We start from the raw sequence: 17032 nt of genomic DNA on the forward strand, positions 1-17032 counted from the left end.
GCCCCCGCGACCGCGGGTGACGCTGACGACAGAGTGCGGAGAGGAGAGCCACAAGCACCTCAAGGGTTCCGAGTCGGACGAAGGGCGTTCGTGTGCGGCGGTACGGGCGGGGCCTTCGTCTGCTCTACGGGGAGGCGTGCGAGGTCCGTCGCGAGAATCTCGAAATTTGCCGAGGCCGACGGGGTTCAGCCTCACGCGCTTCCGCTTGGCGGGCGATGAGCGCGTGGTCCAGCCGGGCGGTGCGCGTGGTCATCCTGTGCGAGCTGCCGGTGGGGGCAGCGCCGCTGCCGACCTCCGCTTGCGCTCGGCGGACAGCGGAGGAGCAGGAAAGGCCTGGGAATGTGCAATCTTTTGCTCGTTTGGCCGCGATAAAACACCCATTCATGCGCTGTGATTTCATGGAGGTGCGCACATCGTGGCGTACACCACCGACGGAGAGTTGTGAGACATGGCGGCACCGCAGGCCCGGTGGAGCGCGCTGCTCGAGATGCTGACGCGTGACGGGCGGATCGAGGTCGAGGCGGCTGCCGAGGAGTTGCGGGTCTCCGCCGCGACCATCAGGCGCGACCTCGACGAGTTGGCCCGCCAGCAGATGGTCACCCGCACGCACGGCGGAGCGGTGATCAATGCGATCGCCTATGACCTGCCGCTGCGCTACAAGGCCGCGCGCAACGCTCCGGAGAAGGAGCGGATCGCGCACGCGGCGGCCGCCCTGGTGAAAGCCGGCGCCGTAGTGGGGTTGAACGGCGGCACCACGACCACCGAGGTGGCGCGGGCGCTGGCCACCCGCGCCGATCTGAGTTCCGGCGGTGCGGAGACGGCGGTCACCGTGGTGACCAACGCCCTGAACATCGCGAACGAGCTGGTCGTACGGCGCCATGTGAAGCTCGTGGTGACCGGCGGGGTGGCCAGACCGGCGTCCTATGAGCTGATCGGGCCGCTGGCCACCGAACTGCTCGCGGAGATCGCCCTGGACCAGGTCTTCATCGGGGTGGATGCCATCGACGTGGCCCACGGGGCGACCGCCCACCACGAGGGTGAGGCCAGCATCAACCGGGCGCTGGCCCGCCGCGCGCAGCAGGTCGTCGCGGTCGCCGACGCCTCCAAGCTGGACCGGCGGGCCTTCGCCCGTATCTGCCCGGTGGAGGACATCGACGTCCTGGTGACCGACAAGGCCGCCTCGGACGAGCTGACCGAGTCGTTCACGGCGGCCGGGGTCGAGGTCATTCGCGCCTGACTGCGCATGTCGCTGCCGGTGGCCCCTCCATGCGTCATCCCGGGGCACCGCCCGCGGTCAGTCCGGCCACCAGGTGGCGCTCCACGAAGACGAACAGCGCCACCACGTACTCGTTCCACGCGCCGATGAAGGTGCAGACGACCGCCGTCACCACGCCGGGCATCGCGAGCGGCAGGACGACACGGGTGAGGGCACCGAACCGCCCGGTGCCGTCGAGCCGGGCCGCCTCCTCCAGTTCCCGGGGATGCTCAGGTAGGTGGTGGTCGGGTCGGTGGCGACGCCGGGGCCGCCGCGCGTCATGGCCCAGATGATGGGGAACGAGTTGAACACGTTGATGACGTTGATGACCGCGGCGACCACCAGCGAGGGACGCAGTAGTGGCAGGGTGATGGCCAGGTAGCCGCGGACCGGGCCCGCGCCGTCCACCCGTCAGTGGACCGGGTGGGGAACGAGTCAGCGGCTTGGTGGAGTTGAGTCGCCCGGCCAGGCGGGGTTGAGCGGAGACGGACTGCTGATCCTCAGGTGTCGTGAGTTCGCGGTCTGGTAGCGGTGGTCGTGAGCCGGTCGCCGAGCGTGCTTCTCCGGTACAACACATGCCGTCCGTCACGTGTCCGGGTGACCAGTCCTGTGGAGTGCAGGACACGCAGGTGTTGGGAGACAGCGCTTGGGGTGACCCTGAGACGACGCGCGAGCTCTACGGTGGGCAGCGGCTCTTCCAGGAGGCTGAGCAGTCCGGCTCGGGACGAACCGAGCAGAGATACCAGGGCGGTTGTGTCGACGGTCGGCATCTCCGTGCCCCACAGCGTGGCCACTCCCCGGCTGGGATAGACGAGGCTCGGCGGCTCGTCCGGGCTTACGGGGGGCGCGGGCTTGTGTGCGAACACGGACGGCAGGAGCAGCAGCCCCCGGCCAGATGCCGCCACCCGGTGCCTGCTGATCATCTTGTGGATGTACAGCTCTCCCCTTTGCCAGCGCAGGTTCGGGTGCATGTCGGCGAACAGCAGTCGGGCGCCTCCCAGGGCGAGCTGGCGGGCGCGGTAGGTCATGTCGGCTTCCAGCACCAGCCGCATCTGCGGCCACATCGGCTCGATGGCCACCTCCCAGTACTGCCGCAGGAGATCGCAGATGGCGTCGCGGAGTCTGGCGACAGGTGCGTCCTCGGCGGCGGTGGCGTCGCGGAGGGCTTCGGGAACAGGGTCGGGTGCGTGCGCGAGCAGCAGGTCGTGACGGACCCGGGCGCAGGGCGCCTGACGGACGACGGAGAGTTCTTCTTCGAAGGCCGGCGCGAAGCCGGCGGGATTCGGGGTCAGGAAGTCGGGGAGAGTGCGCCGCTGAGCGACCAGGGACATCAGTAGACCGGTGTCGAGCGTGCCGAGTCTGCCGAGTACGGACCTGCGCCAGGGCAGATGCAGCGCCGAAAGGCCGGGATCCTGGAGCACCCGCAGGCTGAACAGGGTTTCGTGCAGGGGTGAGAGGGCGAAACGGGTGTCCGCGAGGTCTTCGACGCCGAGCACAAAGCTGATCATTAAGCCATACGCTACATCGATTGGCGACGCCACGTCGATGCCGTGGACTTCCTCTCATGACACCCACAACTCATGTGCAGCGGACGGCGGTTGTCACCGGTGCTGCCCGCGGTATCGGCGCCGCTGTTGCCAGGCGCCCGGCGGGCGACAGCTTGGCGGTCGGCATGATCGGCCTGGACGAGGCCGACTGCGCCGATACCGGGGAGGCCATCACAGGTCTCGGCGGCCCAGCACCGGCCGCCGCCAATGTCGCCGACGAGGCCTCGGTCACTGCGGCCGTCGCCGGGATCGCCGCCTCGTTCGGACCGCCGACGGTGCTGGTCAACAACGCCGTCATCGGACCCCGCGCTGACCTTGTGGGCATGACCACGCAGCAGCGGGACACGGTCTTGGGGATCGACCTCAGCGGCCCTTTCTTCGCCGCCCGGGCCGTCTGCCCGCACATGGTGACGGGCGGATGGGGACACATCGTCAACATGTCGAGCATCTCCGCGTTCGGTGATGACGGCCGCGTCGACTACGCCGGCGCGAAGGCGGGTCTGATCGGATTCACCAAATCCCTCGCTCTCCAGCTCGGCCCGCATGGCGTGACCGCGAACGCCATCGCGCCGGGATGGGTCGTGAGCGACATGACCAGGGCCTCGGCCCGGCGGCTCGGCCTGAACTTCGAGGAATTCCGGCACAGGGGGGAGCAGTCCATCCCGGTCCGCCGGGTGGGCTTGCCCGACGGCCGGTGGACTGAAGGATGAGCCGCCGGATGGTCCTGATCCTGGCTGTCACATGCGCCGTGGCAGTGGGCAACATCTATTTTCCGCAGGCCATCGGTCCACTGGTCGCCTCCGGGCTGCATGTGTCGCCCGATTCGGCCGCTGCGGTGGTGACCGCCACACAGGCCGGTTATACGGCCGGGATGGTCCTGCTGGTGCCGCTCGGCGACAGACTCCCGCACCGCTCGTTCCTCGTCGCCGTCCTCGCCCTGACCGGCCTGGCACTGCTCGCAGCGGGTTGCGCGCCGGCTCTGCCCGCCCTCATTGCCGCCAGCACTCTTGTCGGCCTGACCACTGTGGGCGCGCAGATCGTCGGCCCCCTGGCGGCTGGTCTCGTGGCCGCCGACCGCCAAGGAGCGGTGATCGGCACCCTGCTGAGCGGATCGACCGGCGGCATGCTGCTGGCCCGGACCTTCAGCGGCACGCTCGGCGAGTGGCTGGGCTGGCGGGCCCCCTACCTGATCGCTGCGGTCCTGGCCCTGGTCCTCGCCACCGTCTTGGCGTTCGCGGTGCCGACCACAACCCCGCCCTCCCGCCAGCCGTACACAGCGCTCCTGGCCGAGCCGCTGCGCCTGCTGCGCACCGAGCCAGACCTGCGCCGCTCGTGCTTCTACCAGGCAACGGTCTTCGCCGGGTTCTCCGCGGTCTGGACCTGCCTGGCGCTCCTGCTCGCCGGACCGGCTTACGGGCTGGGTGCCCAGGCGGTAGGAATGATCGCCCTGGTCGGCGCGGCGACCATGGTCTGCACCCCGCTCGCCGGCCGTCTGGTGGACCGCTACGGCCCCGATCCAGTGAACCTGGTCTGCATGCTTGGCGTCCTCGTCTCGGCCGCGATCCTCACCGTTGGAACCCGGGGCGGCACGCTGGGTCTGACCTCCCTGACACTCGGCACGCTGCTCCTCGACACCGCGATGCAGTCCGGCATGGTCGCCAATCAAGTCCGCGTCTACGCCCTGCGCGTCGACGCCCGCAGCAGGCTCAACACCGCCTACATGACCTGCGCCTACCTGGGCGGCAGCGCAGGTTCCTGGCTCGGCATACGCGTCTGGAGCCAGGCCGGCTGGCGGGGCGTGTGCGTGCTCGTCGCGCTGCTTGCCGCACTCGCCCTGGCCCGCCACCTACTGGCGCTGTCCACGTTCGAGGAAAGCCCGGCCAGGAATCGTGCGGCGAACGCGGAGGGCCGTGGCCGCCACCCTGGTGCTGCTGGACGTGATCAGGCATCGTGCGACGCCTCCGTCACTCGGCCTCGCCGTCGCCTGACGCGTCGTGGGCGTGGGGATCACCCAGCGGGCGCAGACCAGGCGCCGCGGGCCGGGTGAAGGCATAACGGCCGAGGAAGTTCATGTGGTCGTACTGAAGCGGGAGAGCCGGGCGAGGCGGTGGCGGGCTTCGGTGACGTTGAGCTGGGCACCGATCATCCGCCGGTATCCCTCGTCGGAGACGAGCTGGAGCAGGTGCAGGGTTTTGAAGATCCGCTCGTAATGGGCGAACGCGTCGCCCAGCCATCCCTGGCGACCGGGCCACGCACGAGGAAACGCTGCGATCGCACTCGCGAACCATGTGAGCTGCGACATTGTCAGCGGGAGCGGCCAGCGCCGACGATGAGGCGGACCGCAGGCGTCAAGGAAAGCAGCTCCTCATGGGTGATCATGTGCATGTGCGACTCAGCCAGGGGCTGAGCGTGTCGGAAGAGGGAGAACTGGTCGAGTCCTCCCGTTGCCGGTGCGGCGCCACCTTCACCAAGGTGTTCGACGCCGACGGCGGTGAGCCGGAGTACCCGGGCCGGTCCTCCTGACTGGCGCGTGGCCCACTCCATGGCACGGCCCTCGCCGGTGATCGCGGGCCGGGCCCCGCGTAGGGCCAGGCATGCCTCCAGGGCTCACCCGGACGGCGGAACCGTCCCCACACGGACTCCGCACCCGCGACAGCCGGGAAAGCCCACTCCAGCGCCGCCCTCGCCAGATGACGAGCGTGCTCCCAGCCGGGTGATCTTCGGGTGAACTCGCGCAGGATGGTTCCGGCTGCTCAGCCGCCGGAGGACGGCGAGCTGGGTGGTCGCTCAACACCGCCCGCCACCGCATACAGGGAGCAGCCCCTATGGCGATGCCACAGACCTTGATACCGGTGCTGGAGGATGCCCGCCACGCCCATGCCGCAGCGCGCGACCGACTGCGGGCGGATGCGGCGCTCGCACCGCCCGGCACCCACCGGCAGATGCTCGAGCGCGAGGCCGATGAGATGCAGGACCGTGTGCACCGCATCGAAGGCCATGTGCGTGGCCTTCGGCCCCGTGGCCTGCTCGGCGACGCGGCCGACATGGCGCGGTCCGCCGCCCGCACCACCTGGAAGGCAGCCACGCTCCCGCTGACCGTGGGGCAGAAGACGGTGGCGGGGGTGATGCACGGCCGGGGGCCGGCCGACGACCAGCAGGTGCTGAGAAACACGGAGGACGAGTACGCCGCCGCGGCCCGGGCCCTGGCCAGCGCTCGGGCCGGCGAGGTCCTCGCCGATCAGGCCCAGGACCAGACCACTCTCCACCTCCTCCAGGAACTGCGCAGCCACGACCAGGAACTGCTGGCACTGCTCGAGGACAGCCTCGCCCGGCAGGCCCGGATCGTGGCCGTCGCAGGCAACGGCTTCCGCGTGGAGCAGACGACGCATCGCAGCCTCGCCGATGCGGCCACCCGCCCGCTGCGCGCCGTCACCGACCGGCTGCTCCAGGCAGCACGCCCCGGGCAGAGGCCCGACGACGCAGAGCCGGTGGCAGAAGAGCCGGAGATGACCGCCGCGGCCGAGCCGATCCATGGCGCGGTCAGCAGCGAGCAAAGCCTGCCGATCGTCGGCTTCAGCCAGCTCAGCGTCGAGGAGATCGAGCGGCGTCTGCCCTCCTTGTCCGGGTCCGACCTGCGCGTCCTCGACCGCTACGAGCGCACGCACGCGCGCCGCAAGCATGTCCTGGAAGCCATTGAGCGGCTGAGCTAGCTGAAGCCGGTCCTGGCTCCGCAGCCACACCTGTTTCGGCACACCGCGACGAGTGGGGCTGCTCCATCGTTCTTGGTCCGCGTTCCGCGTTCCCGGCATGCGATGCGGCCGCATCACCGTCGGCCCCACCCTCCAGGCCACCCAGCCAGGCAGCGGCCGGCCCGTCCGGCGTGATGCTGACTCCCGTCGTCCGGAGGAGGCGGACGGTCGGAACGACGGCGACAGCCAGATGCAAGCCGGGCGGCCTCGGCCGGCACGGTGGCGGGCCGGGCGAATGAGCAGAAGGGGCGGCCGGCTCATGCGGCGACAGCGCCGGCCGCCCCTGTAACGCCCATCCTCAGCCTCGGAGAAGAGGACGGGCGTTCAGCTTCCACCGTGCAGGAACACAGCAGTACCGGCGAGCTGGACTCGGCTGCTTCAGTGATCATTGCGCAGGCGCGGGACACGGCCCGCAGCGCCCGCGGCCAAGAACAAGGGCTACACGGTGGTGGCGAGCTCACCGACACCGGCGCGCCGCAGCATGCGCTGCACGATTCGCCGTACGTCGCGCACCCGGACCGTGGTGATCGACGGAATGCGGACCAGGGCCGGGGCGCGTCCTGTTGGCAGGAGCGGCCAGGGGGCCTTCCGGTACAGCCAGGCCCCGGCTGGGCGCCGGGGCCTGAGCGGCTGCTCGCTGCTCAGTTACCGCGTTCCTTGCGGTCGCTGCCACCGCTGATGGCGATCTTGCGTGGCTTGGCCTGCTCGGCGACCGGGATCCGCAGCCTGAGAACGCCTGCCTCGTAGGCGGCTTCGATGCGTTCGGAGTCGAGGGTGTCACCGAGGAACAGCTGCCGGCTGAACGTCCCCGCAGGCCGCTCGGTGATCACCTTGTCGGTGCCCTCGCCGTACGTCGGCTTGCGTTCGGCCCTGACAGTGAGGACGTTGTCCTCGACATCGAGGTCGACGGACTCCGGGTCCACGCCCGGCAGATCCAGCTCGACGAAGAACGTGCCCCCCTCGCGCCAGGCGTCCATCGGCATGCCGGCCGGGTGCGCGGCTGTGCCCCAGACCCGCTCGACGAGCCGGTCAAGAGAAGTAGCCCCGAGCCGCCATACATGGACAAAATCCGGCGTAGCGGCGGCTACCGCCGTCTCGCCCCGGCCTCTGCCACCGCGGCACACCGCAGACCTCACAGCTGACGCGATCCGCCAACGCCACGGCGCTCACAGGCGGAGCACACCAGGGCCCGGGGAAACCAGGCAGAGGTCCCGGCGCAAGCGGCGGTCCGGCCGGCACGCCGGCACAGTTCGCGACCAGACCCCCAGGGCGCCCTGGGGGTCACCCATGCCGCAGAAGGGAGGGCAGACCCACGACTCTACCGAGGTGGCTCCTCACACCCCTGGCAGTCGGCATCGGCGCCAGCGGCAGGTGTGCAGCCGTCAGGCATCCGCGGCCGAGCGCGGTCCGGACCGGCGTCGACTGGAACGACCGCCGCCACGCCCGCCCGCTACCTCTCCCCCTCCCAGCGGGCCGCGGCGGCTGACACGGGCTGACGTCCCGCTCGGACCGCACCTTTCGGCGAGCTCCCCGCGATGGCGCAACGCGAGCCATGAACGCGCCTTCACGTCCGCGCCGACGGCACCTGCGCACACGCGGCGCATGGGCAGGGCATGGCTGCTGCACCACCGGGATTGCGGTGCTGTCGGCCGGGCGGCGCCGCAGCCTGTGCAGAAGCCGCGGGATGCGCGGGCGCCGTCGGGGATGCGGGCCTATTGACCCTCTTGACCTGCCCGTCCGCGGGATCATCCTGCAGCCCGTCGGGGGGCCGGCCGGCTGCGGTGCGCCAGCATCGCACCACCGGTTCCCCGAACAGCTCGTAGACGCTCACCGGGGAAGGTCACGCGCCACGGCGGACACCACCGCGACGATCACCGTGGTCACCGCGATGCCGACCATCACCATCCGCCCCTGCAGGCGTCTTCTGGCGCGCTCGCAGGGGGTGACACCGGTGTGATCACCGGACCCGGGCGCAGGCCAGCCGTCCTCCGGCAGGCCCGCCAACGGCTCCACGACACGACCGCGAGCATCCATGCACGGCCCAACGAACGATCAAGGACCTTCATCAGCTCAATATCACCCGACTGGCCTACTGCCTTCGCGTCCAGCGTGCAAAATTCCCCCGATCGGCCCAGCCTTTGACCAGGAGTACGTCCGCCGCGTTCCCGTGATCACTGCTTCACCGGGAGGCGTCATGGTTGCGATAGCTCTGGTCCTGCCGGTGATTCTCCTGCTCATGCTGTTCGGGCTGGACGCCTTCGAGAACTTCCTGTTCCCCCCAACGTCAGCGCCCCCGCCGGGCACCACTCCCCGCTCCAACAGCCCCCTCAACATCGGCCCGACAGCCGGCCTGTCCGTCGTCGACGCCGACACCGACGCTCAGCTCGAACCGGCACCATGGGTGAACAGTGAGTTCCCCGTTCCGGCAGCCGAGCCGTGCGACCCCTAGACGGGCATGCCCGCACGCGCAAACGAGTGGACCAGGGCCCACGGTCTGGCCCTGGACCTGCGTCATGCGATGCTCACGTCATGACTGATCAACGTGCGGTTGTCGTCGTCCGCCGCCCAGGTCAGGCCCTTTCCGTCCAGGATGGCCTGGCAGATCTGCTGGCTGCCTACCATGTGCAGACACAGGCCGAGAAGGGTGAGGCCGTCGCCGGTGTGGATGCGTTGCCGGACCGCTACCGGGCAGAGCTCGCGGATCCACAGGCCGTGTTCGTTGACGATGTCGTGCTGCTGGCGATGAGCGGGGACACCGCCGTGGGCTGCCTGGTGGTGACCGCCCCTGTCGACGGACGTTCCGAGGTCAAGAGGCTCTGGACGGATCCGGCGTTCCGGGGGCGGGGCGTCGCGTCCAGCCTGGTGAGCACCGCCCTCGTGCATGCTGCGGAAAGCGGCCTCAGCACGGTGCGGCTGTCCGTGTGGAAGTGGCGGACCGGCGCGATCGCTCTGTACGAGCGGCTCGGATTCACCGTCACCGAGTCGTGGGACGAGCGGGATCAGCTGGTCTGCATGGAACGTGCCGTCTGAGTGGTCACAGCCGTTCCTTGATGGCCGCGACTCACTACAGGTGCCTCGCCTCAGCCAGGCGGCTTTGGTGAAGTTCGCGGTTCATCCCGCCCTACGGGACCGCACGCGTCGCCACCACCGGTACGGGACGGCGGCCAGGTGCACCGTGGGTGTCGTCACGGCGGGACCGGTGAGTTCCCGGATTGCCGCGCAGAGATGACAGGTCCCCGAGACGGCCGTCATCCTCAACCAGCACCTCAGTGGCTGCGACGTTGTTCAGAACAACGAGGTAGCGGAGCCCAACCGAGAGGCCCTGACCACGCGCAGCGGCAAGAAGGGTGGTCACATCCGCGGTCCGCCGCCCTGGCCACGCTCGCCGTGGACCACCGGGCCATCCGCGCAGCCGCGGTGGCCGGAAAGAGCCTGGTCAGGGCTTCGGGGACGGGCGCATAGCTATCGACCGGCGGGCGGAGGGCAAACTGGTCGGCCTCGTGGGCGCGAAAGGGCGTCGCGGCTCCTCGAGACCCTCGCTGCTGCCCTCGCGTCCGAGGCCGGACTGCTTGATCCCGCCGAACGGTGCGGCCGCGTTCGAGAGGACGCCCTGGTTGACGCCGACCAGGCCGGTGGCCAGTTGGCCGGCCACGTTGAAGGCGCGGTCGAGGTTCCTGGTGGGAGAAGCGCTGGACAGCTGCGACGGGCCCAAAGATCTCGGTGCGAGCGAGATCGGCGTCGGCCGGCATGTGGTCCAGGAGTGTCGGCTCGAAGAACGTGCCGGGGTGGCCGGGAGTGAAACCGCCGGTGAGCAGGTGTGCGCCGCGGCGGGTCGCGTCCTCGACCGGGCCGTTGAGTCTGGTGACGGCGCTGTGGTCGATGACGGGGCCGAGGTCGACGCCTGCGGCGCGCACAGCGCGAGGCGAGCCATCCCATCCAGACGAACACCGAGCGAGTGCAGCGCATCCCGACTGCCCACAACGACGGTTGACGCTCTCACCCCGCACACGACGAAGACCGAACCCTCCCGCAGGGAACGCTTCCGCGTCGCGGACCCGACGGTGAAATGGAAATGATTTTCATATACGCTTCCGCGGAACCCCCGTGATCACCACCGTCCGGAAGACAAGAACGCGAACCATGAGAAAACCCCGCCGCCGGCTGATAGCCGGCCTGCTCCTCGCTCCCCTTCTCACCGGCTGTTTTGCCTCCCGTCAAGACGACTCGTCGTCCTCCGGCTCATCGGGCTCCGGGGAGGGAGCCCGGCTGCGCATGGCGCTGGCCTTCGCACCGACCGAGCACTACTCCCCTTACGGCCAGGACGCGTTCATCATGTCCCGGCTGGCCGTCTCGGAAGGGCTGACCAAGCTGGACGCCAACGGCGCCGCGATCCCCTCGCTCGCCGAGTCGTGGAGCAGCGACAAGGGCGACAGGAGCTGGGTGTTCACGCTGCGGCACGCCACGTTCCAGGACGGCACCGAGGTCACCGCCGAGGCCGTCGCCTCCGCCCTCGCTCACGCTGCCCGGGCCGAGCCAGCGCCCACCGCTCTGACCGGCGTGAAACTGACCGTCCGGGCCGAGGGCGAGAACCGGGTGCGAGTCCGCACCGGCACCGCCGACCCGGTGCTGCCGCTGCGGCTGTCGAACCCGAGCCTGGCCATCTTCTCCCCGAAGGCGTACGAGAAGAACGGCACCGTGAACCCGGTCGGTACCGCCACCGGCCCGTTCGAGATCACGAAGATCACCGGCGACACGGCAGCAACCCTGAGCCGCTTCGACGACTACTGGGACGGCCGCGCCCAGGCCCCGGGCATCGACGTCCAGTTCATCGCCGACGGCGCCGCCCGCGCCAACGCCCTGCGCACCGGCCAGATGGACATCGCCCAGGCGATCCCCGTCTCGCAGATCGCCTCCCTGGACAAGGACACCGTCCACGACACGGACACAGCACGCGACACCAGCCTGTACCTGAACACCAAGTCCGGCCCCTTCACCGACCCCGGACTGCGGGCCGCCGCGCGCGAAGCCATCGGCACCTCCGTCATCGCCAAGCAGGTGTACGAGGGATACGCCGAACCCGCCCAGGGCCTGTTCGGCCCGGCCCTGCCCTGGACGTCCGGCAAGCGCGTCGCGCCCGGCGGACGGACGAAGGTCACCGCCCCCGACGGCAAGAACATCACCATCGCCACCTACTCCACCCGGCCCGAGCTGCCCGAGGTCGCCCAGGTGCTGCAACAGGACCTGGAGAAGGCCGGGTTCAAGGTGAAGCTGGTGGTACGCAGTGACTCGCAGGTCGAAAGCGACATGCTGGCCGGGAAGTACGACGCCGCCGTGACCTCCCGCAACATGATGCTCGACACCGGCGACCCGGTCTCCGTCCTGGCCGGCGACTTCACCTGCCGCGGCACGTACAACGTGTCGCAGCTGTGCGACAAGAACGTCGACCGGCTCGTCGCCGCCGCCCAGGCAGAGCCCGACACCGGCAGGCGACAGGACGCCGCCATGAAGGCCGAGGCGGCGATCCTCGGCACCGACGCGGTGATCCCACTCGTCCATGTCAGGGCCGTCCTGGGCATCGCCAAGTCGGTACAGGGCGCACTGTTCAGCTGGGACGAACGCCAGTACGTAGGAACAGGAACCCGGCGCTGAACCGCACCTCCGGCCGCCCCGGTGGCCCCTCCGCTCTGTCTGCCGCCCTGCGCGCCCTCGCGCGGGGCGGCGGCCCCACGCTGCTGTGGCGGGCCGCGCTCACTGCCGCGCTGCTCTGCGGGATCGGCCTGCTGCCATGGCTGTCGCGAACCGACCCCGCCCTGACCGTACTCAAGGCCCGCTCCGCCGACCGCGATCCCACCCCCGAGGCACTGAGGGCCGTACGGGACCAACTCGGCCTGAGCGACGGTCCGTTGCGGCTGCTCGGGCACTGGCTGGGCGGGCTGCTGCACGGGGACGCAGGCGTCTCCTGGGTCTCCGGCGGCGAGGTGCTGCCCTCCGCCGTACAGGCCCTCGGTGTTTCCCTGATGCTGATGGCCGGTGCGGTCGCCGTCGCGGTGTGCACGACCGCCGCGACGTGCGCCCGCACCCTGTGGCTGGGCTCCATGCGCCGCCTCGGCACCAGGCGTCCGGGCGGCACCGGTCCGGCGGTGCTGGCCGCGCTGCCGGAGTTCCTCGTCGCCTCCGTACTCGCCTCGGTCATCGGCGTACAGCTGGGCTGGCTGCCCGCCCTCGGCTGGTACGGCCCGCAGTGGATGGTCCTGCCCTCCCTCGCCCTCGGTCTGCCGACCGGGGCGGTCCTCGGGCGGCTCCTGGACGACCTGTTGCCCGGCGCGTTCGCCGAACCGTGGGCGCCGGCCGCCGCTGCCCGCGGCCTCCCACCCTCGTCCGTGGCCCGCAAGGCGCTGCGTCGCTGCGTGCCCGGGCTGCTGCCCAACCTGGGACTGTTCATGGTGAGCCTCACCGGCGGAGCCGTCGCCGTGGAGCAGATCTTCGACATCCCCGGTCTGGGTCAACTCACCCTGCGCGCCGCCCTCGCCCAGGACCTGCCGGTCCTGCAGACCGGGACACTCGCCCTGGTCCTGCTCGCCGCAGTCGTCAGTGCCCTGGCGCGGCTCGCCGCCCGGCGGCTCGTCGGGCCCGGGCTGCGCGACGGCGCACTGCATTCCCTGCATCCGCCCGCAACACCGGCGCGCAGCATCGTTCCCCTGCTGTACGGGGCGCTGCTGGCCGCCGTCATCGGCCTCGGCCTGCCACGCGACCCGCTCTCGCTGAACCCGGCCGCTCGACTCCAACGCCCCTCGTACGCGCATGCGTTCGGCACGGACGCGCTCGGCCGGGACATCCTGGCCCGCGTCGCCCACGGTGCGCTCACCACCCTCGGCATCGCCCTGGCCGTCAGCGCCGCCGCCCTCGTCACCGGCGTTCTGCTGGGCCTGCTCCCCCGCCTTTCCGGGCCCGTGTCAGACACCATCAACGCCATACCACCCGTCCTGGCCGGACTCCTCGTCACCGGTCTCGCGGGCAGCGGCCCATGGACTCCGGCCATCGCCGTGGCCATCGGCGCCTGGACCCCCCTGGCCACCCACACCTCCGCCCTCCTCCAACAGGAACGCGCCACCACTCACCTCACCGCCACCCGCGCCCTCGGCGCCACGGAGTGGCACCTGCTCACCCGGGAGTTGCTCCCAGCGGTCCTGCCTCCGGTCGTCCGCCACGCCCTGCTCCGCCTGCCCGGCATCGCCCTGAACCTGGCCGCGCTCAGCTTCCTCGGTCTCGGTGCCCAGCCTCCCTCACCCGAATGGGGCCTGCTGCTCGCCGAGAACCAGCCGTATGCCGAACGCGCCCCCTGGGTCGTCCTCGCCCCGGCCGCCGTCCTGGCCCTGCTCGGAGCGCTCGCGGTCACGGCGGCAGGTGGAGTACGTCTCCCCCGGCTCAGGCGGCGGGCACCGTACCGCCCCGGAGCGCCCATGGACGATCCCCGCGGGACGGCGCCGACGGTGCCGGAGACACCGCCTGGGCCGAAACAGCCCCTGCGCTGGACGACATCGCCATAGCCCCGCCCCACCAAGCGCCCGCGCTGCCCGCCACCCTGGAGCCGCTCGAACCTCAGCCAACCCGTTGTCGACGTACCAGACACCCCCGGGATTCGAGTCGCTCGGCAGCTGCTCCACCGTCAGGACCAGGTGGTCACCCATCACGGCAGGCTGAGGGCCGTCCGGGCCGTGCACTCCGCCGATGTGGCCGCGTACCGCGTAACCGAGCGAACTGAGCAGCAACCCCAGCGCCCCGTTCATGTGACAGCAGTAGCCGCCGCGGCCGTTCGGTTCCTTGAGCGCCATCCGCGTACCTGGCGATACGCCCACCGCACGTGACACGCTGCCGACCCCCTCACAGGAACAACCAAGGAGTGCGCTGTGGAACGTCGACGACTCCTGGCCGTGCTGGCCGCTCTGGCCGTCGCATCGGGCTGCTCGTCACCTGCCGACAAGGCCACGCCCTCACGCCCTTCGAGTTCGGCATCCGCCGATGGGGCGCGCGAGGCCGTCGAAGCCTATGTGACCGCACTGAACTCCCGGAGTGCCACCGCCCTGATGGCCGTCGGCGGTGTCACGGACGCGAAGTGGTCGAGACAGGAGGCGACGCAGATCCTCGCGGACCGGGGCGGGCGGGGGTGGAAGATCAAGGACGTGCAGATCGAGCACGACATGGGCCCGGACACCGGCTCCGCCCGCCTTGTGGCCGAGGACAAGGCGGGCAAGCCGTTGCAGGACACCTTCACCGTGACGCGGCAGAAGGGCACCTGGCACGTCGTGGTCTTCACGCACCAGCCGACCGGGCCGGGCAAGGAACCCGCCTCAACCGACCAACAGGGTTCCTGACGTCGGTGCCTACGGCCCTGCTCTGGTCGGCGTCACGAAGGCGACCGGCAGCGGTGCCGGACGGTTCAGGCTGCTGCGGCATCCCCGTGGTTCCCGGACACGAAGGCCAGGATGTGCGGGACTGCCTCGCGCAGGCTGACGAAGTGGCGGTGCACGCCCTCCACCGCGGCGGCGGCGTTCACCCCCCACACCGTCATCCCGGCCCGCAGCCCGGACCGCACTCCCGACGGGGCGTCCTCGATGACCAGGCAGTCTCCGGGCTCCGCTCCCAGCCGTTCGGCAGCCTGCAGATAGGGGACGGGAGAGGGCTTGCCCTCGGCCACGGCGGCGGCATCCACGATCACCGCCGGCATGGGCAGGCCCGTCCGCAGGAAACGCCCGCGCACCCGGTGCTCGTAGTTCGAGGTCACCAGCGCCCAGGACGCGGGGGGCAGACCGTGGAGCAGCTCCGACGCGCCGTCGAAAGCGGCATAGACGCCGCAACGGACGTCTTCGTCCTCCAACTCGTGGAGTACGGCCAGGCATTCACGCGGATCGCGCCCGGCAGCGACCTGGGCGAACGTCTCCACCGGCCGCGTCCGCAGGGCGACCCGGTAGACCTCGTCCGCGTCCAGTCCGTATCGCTCCGCCCAACTCCCCCAGACCCGGCGCTGGTTGCTCACCGCGTCGATCAACGTGCCGTCGACGTCGATCAGGACGTACTTGCTGTGCTGTCCACTGGTCACGCATCGATCATGTCAGGCCGCGGGCGGGCGGCAGCGGGACGGATCGTCAGAGGGGTGTCGACGCCGAAGGCACGAACGGTGCCCCGTGCCCCGGCACGATCAGCGCCGGGCCGAGGGCCAGGACCTTCTCCCTGGCTGCCCGCAGTTGTTCGCGGTCGGGGGCGAAGGGGTCGTCGGCCGGGCCCTCGGCGGTCCACCACAGATGGGTCAGGACCACCAGGCCCTCGTCGGCCGTGACCAGGGTGCTGACGTCCTCTGCCGTGTGACCGGGGGTCGTCATGAGCGTGATCGACGGGGAGAGCCGGTATCCGTCGGCGTCGCGGTCCTCCCAGATGTCGTCCTGGTAGATGGCCATGTGGTCGTGGAAGCGGGCGGCGGGGAACAGGGCCGCGTTCAGTGTGTGGTCCGGGTGGTGGTGACTGAAGACCACGTCGGTGACGTCCTCGGGACTCAGCCCGTGGTCCGCGAGCGGGTCCAGGATGAGTCGGCGGTCCGCGACCATGCCGGGGTCGACGATCGCGACCGTGTCGCCGTCGACGAGCAGGGTGAGGGTGCCGGCGACGCGTGTCTCCGCGTAGCCGGTGGTCAGGACGTGGAAGGCAGCGGTCACGAGGGGCTCCTCGGAGGAGATGCGGGAGTGGGGTGGTGCGAGCCGGTCACCGGGGAAGGAGCGCCCGGAAACCGGTGAGCAGGGCGCGCAGGCCGGTGTCGAACGCGAGCTCGGCCCGGTGGTGGTCGGTGGGGGTGTCGTCGAGTACGGCGCTGAGGTGGGGGGCGGTTTCGCGGGTCACGTCGGAGACCATCACGGGTGGTGCGACGAGGTCGAGGGCCGAGCCGAGGATGAAGCTCTCCAGCGCGGTGATCACAGGCATGACCTGACGGGTGGTGAAACCGGCGGCCAGCAGGCGTTCGGCGACCTGCTCGTACATCGCGTGCATGAAGGGCTCGGCCAGCGGAGCGGTGGCGAGCAGGGGGACCGCCCCGGGGTGGGTCGCGAAGGCCGCGCGGTAGGAGCGGGCCCATGCCTCCAGGGCCTGCTCCCAGGGCTGTGAGGCGTCCCAGTCGTCGGGGCCGGCCTCCAGGGCCAGCTCTTCCCGCATGAGCGAGACGATCTCCTCGCGGCCGGACACATGGTGGTAGAGCGCCGAGGGGGCGACGCCGAGCTCCCGGGCCAGGGCCGGAATGGTGAGGGCGCCCTGCTCGTCGGCGATTCTCAGGGCTGCCGCCCCGATGCGCCGGCGGTCCAGCAGAGGGGTGCGCGGCCTTGGCACGTGGGCTCCTTTTCGTCGTCTCCCCGCCGGGCGGCGGCACGGCCGCCCGCTGTGTCACCAGAACTTTACCGAATGACTTTCAGTAAACCCCTTCCCGGTCGCTCGGGCACCCC

The 17032-nt window shown here is 70.6% G+C and carries 18 protein-coding genes and 3 pseudogenes; 10 read left to right on the top strand and 11 right to left on the bottom strand.

Annotated elements, in window-relative coordinates:
- The first annotated feature begins 448 nt into the window (after positions 1–448).
- Positions 449–1237, top strand: coding sequence for a DeoR/GlpR family DNA-binding transcription regulator (locus ACWC1K_RS34650; protein ID WP_450836883.1), 789 nt, complete (start codon positions 449–451; stop codon positions 1235–1237).
- Positions 1238–1271: 34 nt separating this feature from the next.
- Here ACWC1K_RS34650 and ACWC1K_RS34655 read toward each other — a convergent pair.
- From ACWC1K_RS34655 to ACWC1K_RS34665, 3 genes and pseudogenes are all read right to left on the bottom strand, one after another.
- A pseudogene (locus ACWC1K_RS34655) lies at positions 1272–1481 on the bottom strand (ABC transporter permease subunit); the annotation flags it as partial.
- Positions 1385–1663, bottom strand: a complete 279-nt coding sequence (locus ACWC1K_RS34660; protein ID WP_450836941.1) for a hypothetical protein — start codon at positions 1661–1663, stop codon at positions 1385–1387. The gene ACWC1K_RS34660 and the pseudogene ACWC1K_RS34655, both read right to left, overlap by 97 nt.
- 92 nt (positions 1664–1755) lie before the next feature.
- Positions 1756–2763 carry an ArsR family transcriptional regulator gene (locus ACWC1K_RS34665; protein WP_450836884.1) on the bottom strand — a complete coding sequence of 336 codons (1008 nt, stop codon included), beginning with the start codon at positions 2761–2763 and terminating at the stop codon, positions 1756–1758.
- Between the two features lie 56 nt (positions 2764–2819).
- Between ACWC1K_RS34665 and ACWC1K_RS34670 the strand changes: the two genes are divergently transcribed.
- Positions 2820–3512, top strand: coding sequence for an SDR family NAD(P)-dependent oxidoreductase (locus ACWC1K_RS34670; protein ID WP_450836935.1), 693 nt, complete (start codon positions 2820–2822; stop codon positions 3510–3512).
- On the top strand, positions 3509–4849 hold the full coding sequence (locus ACWC1K_RS34675; RefSeq protein WP_450836885.1) for an MFS transporter: 1341 nt from the start codon (positions 3509–3511) through the stop codon (positions 4847–4849). Before ACWC1K_RS34670 ends, ACWC1K_RS34675 begins: the two co-directional genes overlap by 4 nt.
- A gap of 21 nt (positions 4850–4870) precedes the next feature.
- On the opposite strand, the gene ACWC1K_RS34680 is transcribed toward ACWC1K_RS34675, so the two are convergent.
- The gene (locus ACWC1K_RS34680) at positions 4871–5104 is read right to left on the bottom strand and encodes a Tn3 family transposase (protein WP_450836886.1); all 234 of its coding nucleotides are present in this window, start codon (positions 5102–5104) and stop codon (positions 4871–4873) included.
- A 65-nt stretch (positions 5105–5169) separates the two neighbouring features.
- Here ACWC1K_RS34680 and ACWC1K_RS34685 point away from each other — a divergent pair, with 65 nt between their 5' ends.
- Together ACWC1K_RS34685 and ACWC1K_RS34690 are read left to right on the top strand one after the other, a co-directional pair.
- Positions 5170–5325 (top strand): hypothetical protein, encoded by a 156-nt coding sequence (locus ACWC1K_RS34685; protein ID WP_450836887.1) that lies wholly within the window; start codon positions 5170–5172, stop codon positions 5323–5325.
- A gap of 302 nt (positions 5326–5627) precedes the next feature.
- The gene (locus ACWC1K_RS34690; protein ID WP_450836888.1) at positions 5628–6512 is read left to right on the top strand and encodes a hypothetical protein; all 885 of its coding nucleotides are present in this window, start codon (positions 5628–5630) and stop codon (positions 6510–6512) included.
- Positions 6513–7192: 680 nt separating this feature from the next.
- Here ACWC1K_RS34690 and ACWC1K_RS34695 read toward each other — a convergent pair.
- Both ACWC1K_RS34695 and ACWC1K_RS34700 read right to left on the bottom strand, forming a co-directional pair.
- Entirely contained in the window at positions 7193–7534 is a 342-nt protein-coding gene (locus ACWC1K_RS34695) for an Hsp20/alpha crystallin family protein (protein ID WP_450836889.1), read from the bottom strand.
- Between the two features lie 844 nt (positions 7535–8378).
- Positions 8379–8585, bottom strand: a complete 207-nt coding sequence (locus ACWC1K_RS34700; RefSeq protein WP_450836890.1) for a hypothetical protein — start codon at positions 8583–8585, stop codon at positions 8379–8381.
- Positions 8586–8745: 160 nt separating this feature from the next.
- Between ACWC1K_RS34700 and ACWC1K_RS34705 the strand changes: the two genes are divergently transcribed.
- On the top strand, positions 8746–9000 hold the full coding sequence (locus tag ACWC1K_RS34705) for a hypothetical protein (protein WP_450836891.1): 255 nt from the start codon (positions 8746–8748) through the stop codon (positions 8998–9000).
- 80 nt (positions 9001–9080) lie between these two features.
- Positions 9081–9581: a GNAT family N-acetyltransferase gene (locus tag ACWC1K_RS34710; RefSeq protein WP_450836892.1), complete on the top strand. Its 501-nt coding sequence runs from the start codon at positions 9081–9083 to the stop codon at positions 9579–9581.
- 406 nt (positions 9582–9987) lie between these two features.
- Here ACWC1K_RS34710 and ACWC1K_RS34715 read toward each other — a convergent pair.
- Positions 9988–10558, bottom strand: a pseudogene (locus ACWC1K_RS34715) (aldehyde dehydrogenase family protein).
- Between the two features lie 133 nt (positions 10559–10691).
- Here ACWC1K_RS34715 and ACWC1K_RS34720 point away from each other — a divergent pair.
- Positions 10692–12200 carry an ABC transporter substrate-binding protein gene (locus tag ACWC1K_RS34720; RefSeq protein WP_450836893.1) on the top strand — a complete coding sequence of 503 codons (1509 nt, stop codon included), beginning with the start codon at positions 10692–10694 and terminating at the stop codon, positions 12198–12200.
- Positions 12201–12247: 47 nt separating this feature from the next.
- Entirely contained in the window at positions 12248–14098 is a 1851-nt protein-coding gene (locus ACWC1K_RS34725; protein WP_450836936.1) for an ABC transporter permease subunit, read from the top strand.
- 123 nt (positions 14099–14221) lie between these two features.
- Here the strand turns inward: ACWC1K_RS34725 and ACWC1K_RS34730 are convergent.
- Positions 14222–14383: pseudogene (locus tag ACWC1K_RS34730) on the bottom strand (arylamine N-acetyltransferase); the annotation flags it as partial.
- Positions 14384–14458: 75 nt separating this feature from the next.
- Here ACWC1K_RS34730 and ACWC1K_RS34735 point away from each other — a divergent pair.
- Entirely contained in the window at positions 14459–14923 is a 465-nt protein-coding gene (locus tag ACWC1K_RS34735) for a hypothetical protein (protein ID WP_450836894.1), read from the top strand.
- Positions 14924–14988: 65 nt separating this feature from the next.
- Here the strand turns inward: ACWC1K_RS34735 and ACWC1K_RS34740 are convergent, their stop codons facing one another.
- The 3 genes from ACWC1K_RS34740 to ACWC1K_RS34750 are packed head-to-tail and all read right to left on the bottom strand — an operon-like array spanning position 14989 to position 16919.
- Positions 14989–15648: an HAD-IA family hydrolase gene (locus tag ACWC1K_RS34740; protein WP_450836895.1), complete on the bottom strand. Its 660-nt coding sequence runs from the start codon at positions 15646–15648 to the stop codon at positions 14989–14991.
- Positions 15649–15694: 46 nt separating this feature from the next.
- The gene (locus ACWC1K_RS34745; RefSeq protein WP_450836896.1) at positions 15695–16258 is read right to left on the bottom strand and encodes an MBL fold metallo-hydrolase; all 564 of its coding nucleotides are present in this window, start codon (positions 16256–16258) and stop codon (positions 15695–15697) included.
- A 46-nt stretch (positions 16259–16304) separates the two neighbouring features.
- Positions 16305–16919, bottom strand: coding sequence for a TetR/AcrR family transcriptional regulator (locus tag ACWC1K_RS34750; RefSeq protein WP_450836897.1), 615 nt, complete (start codon positions 16917–16919; stop codon positions 16305–16307).
- Positions 16920–17032: the final 113 nt, after the last annotated feature.

It is taken from the genome of Streptomyces sp. NPDC001492, from assembly GCF_053597275.1.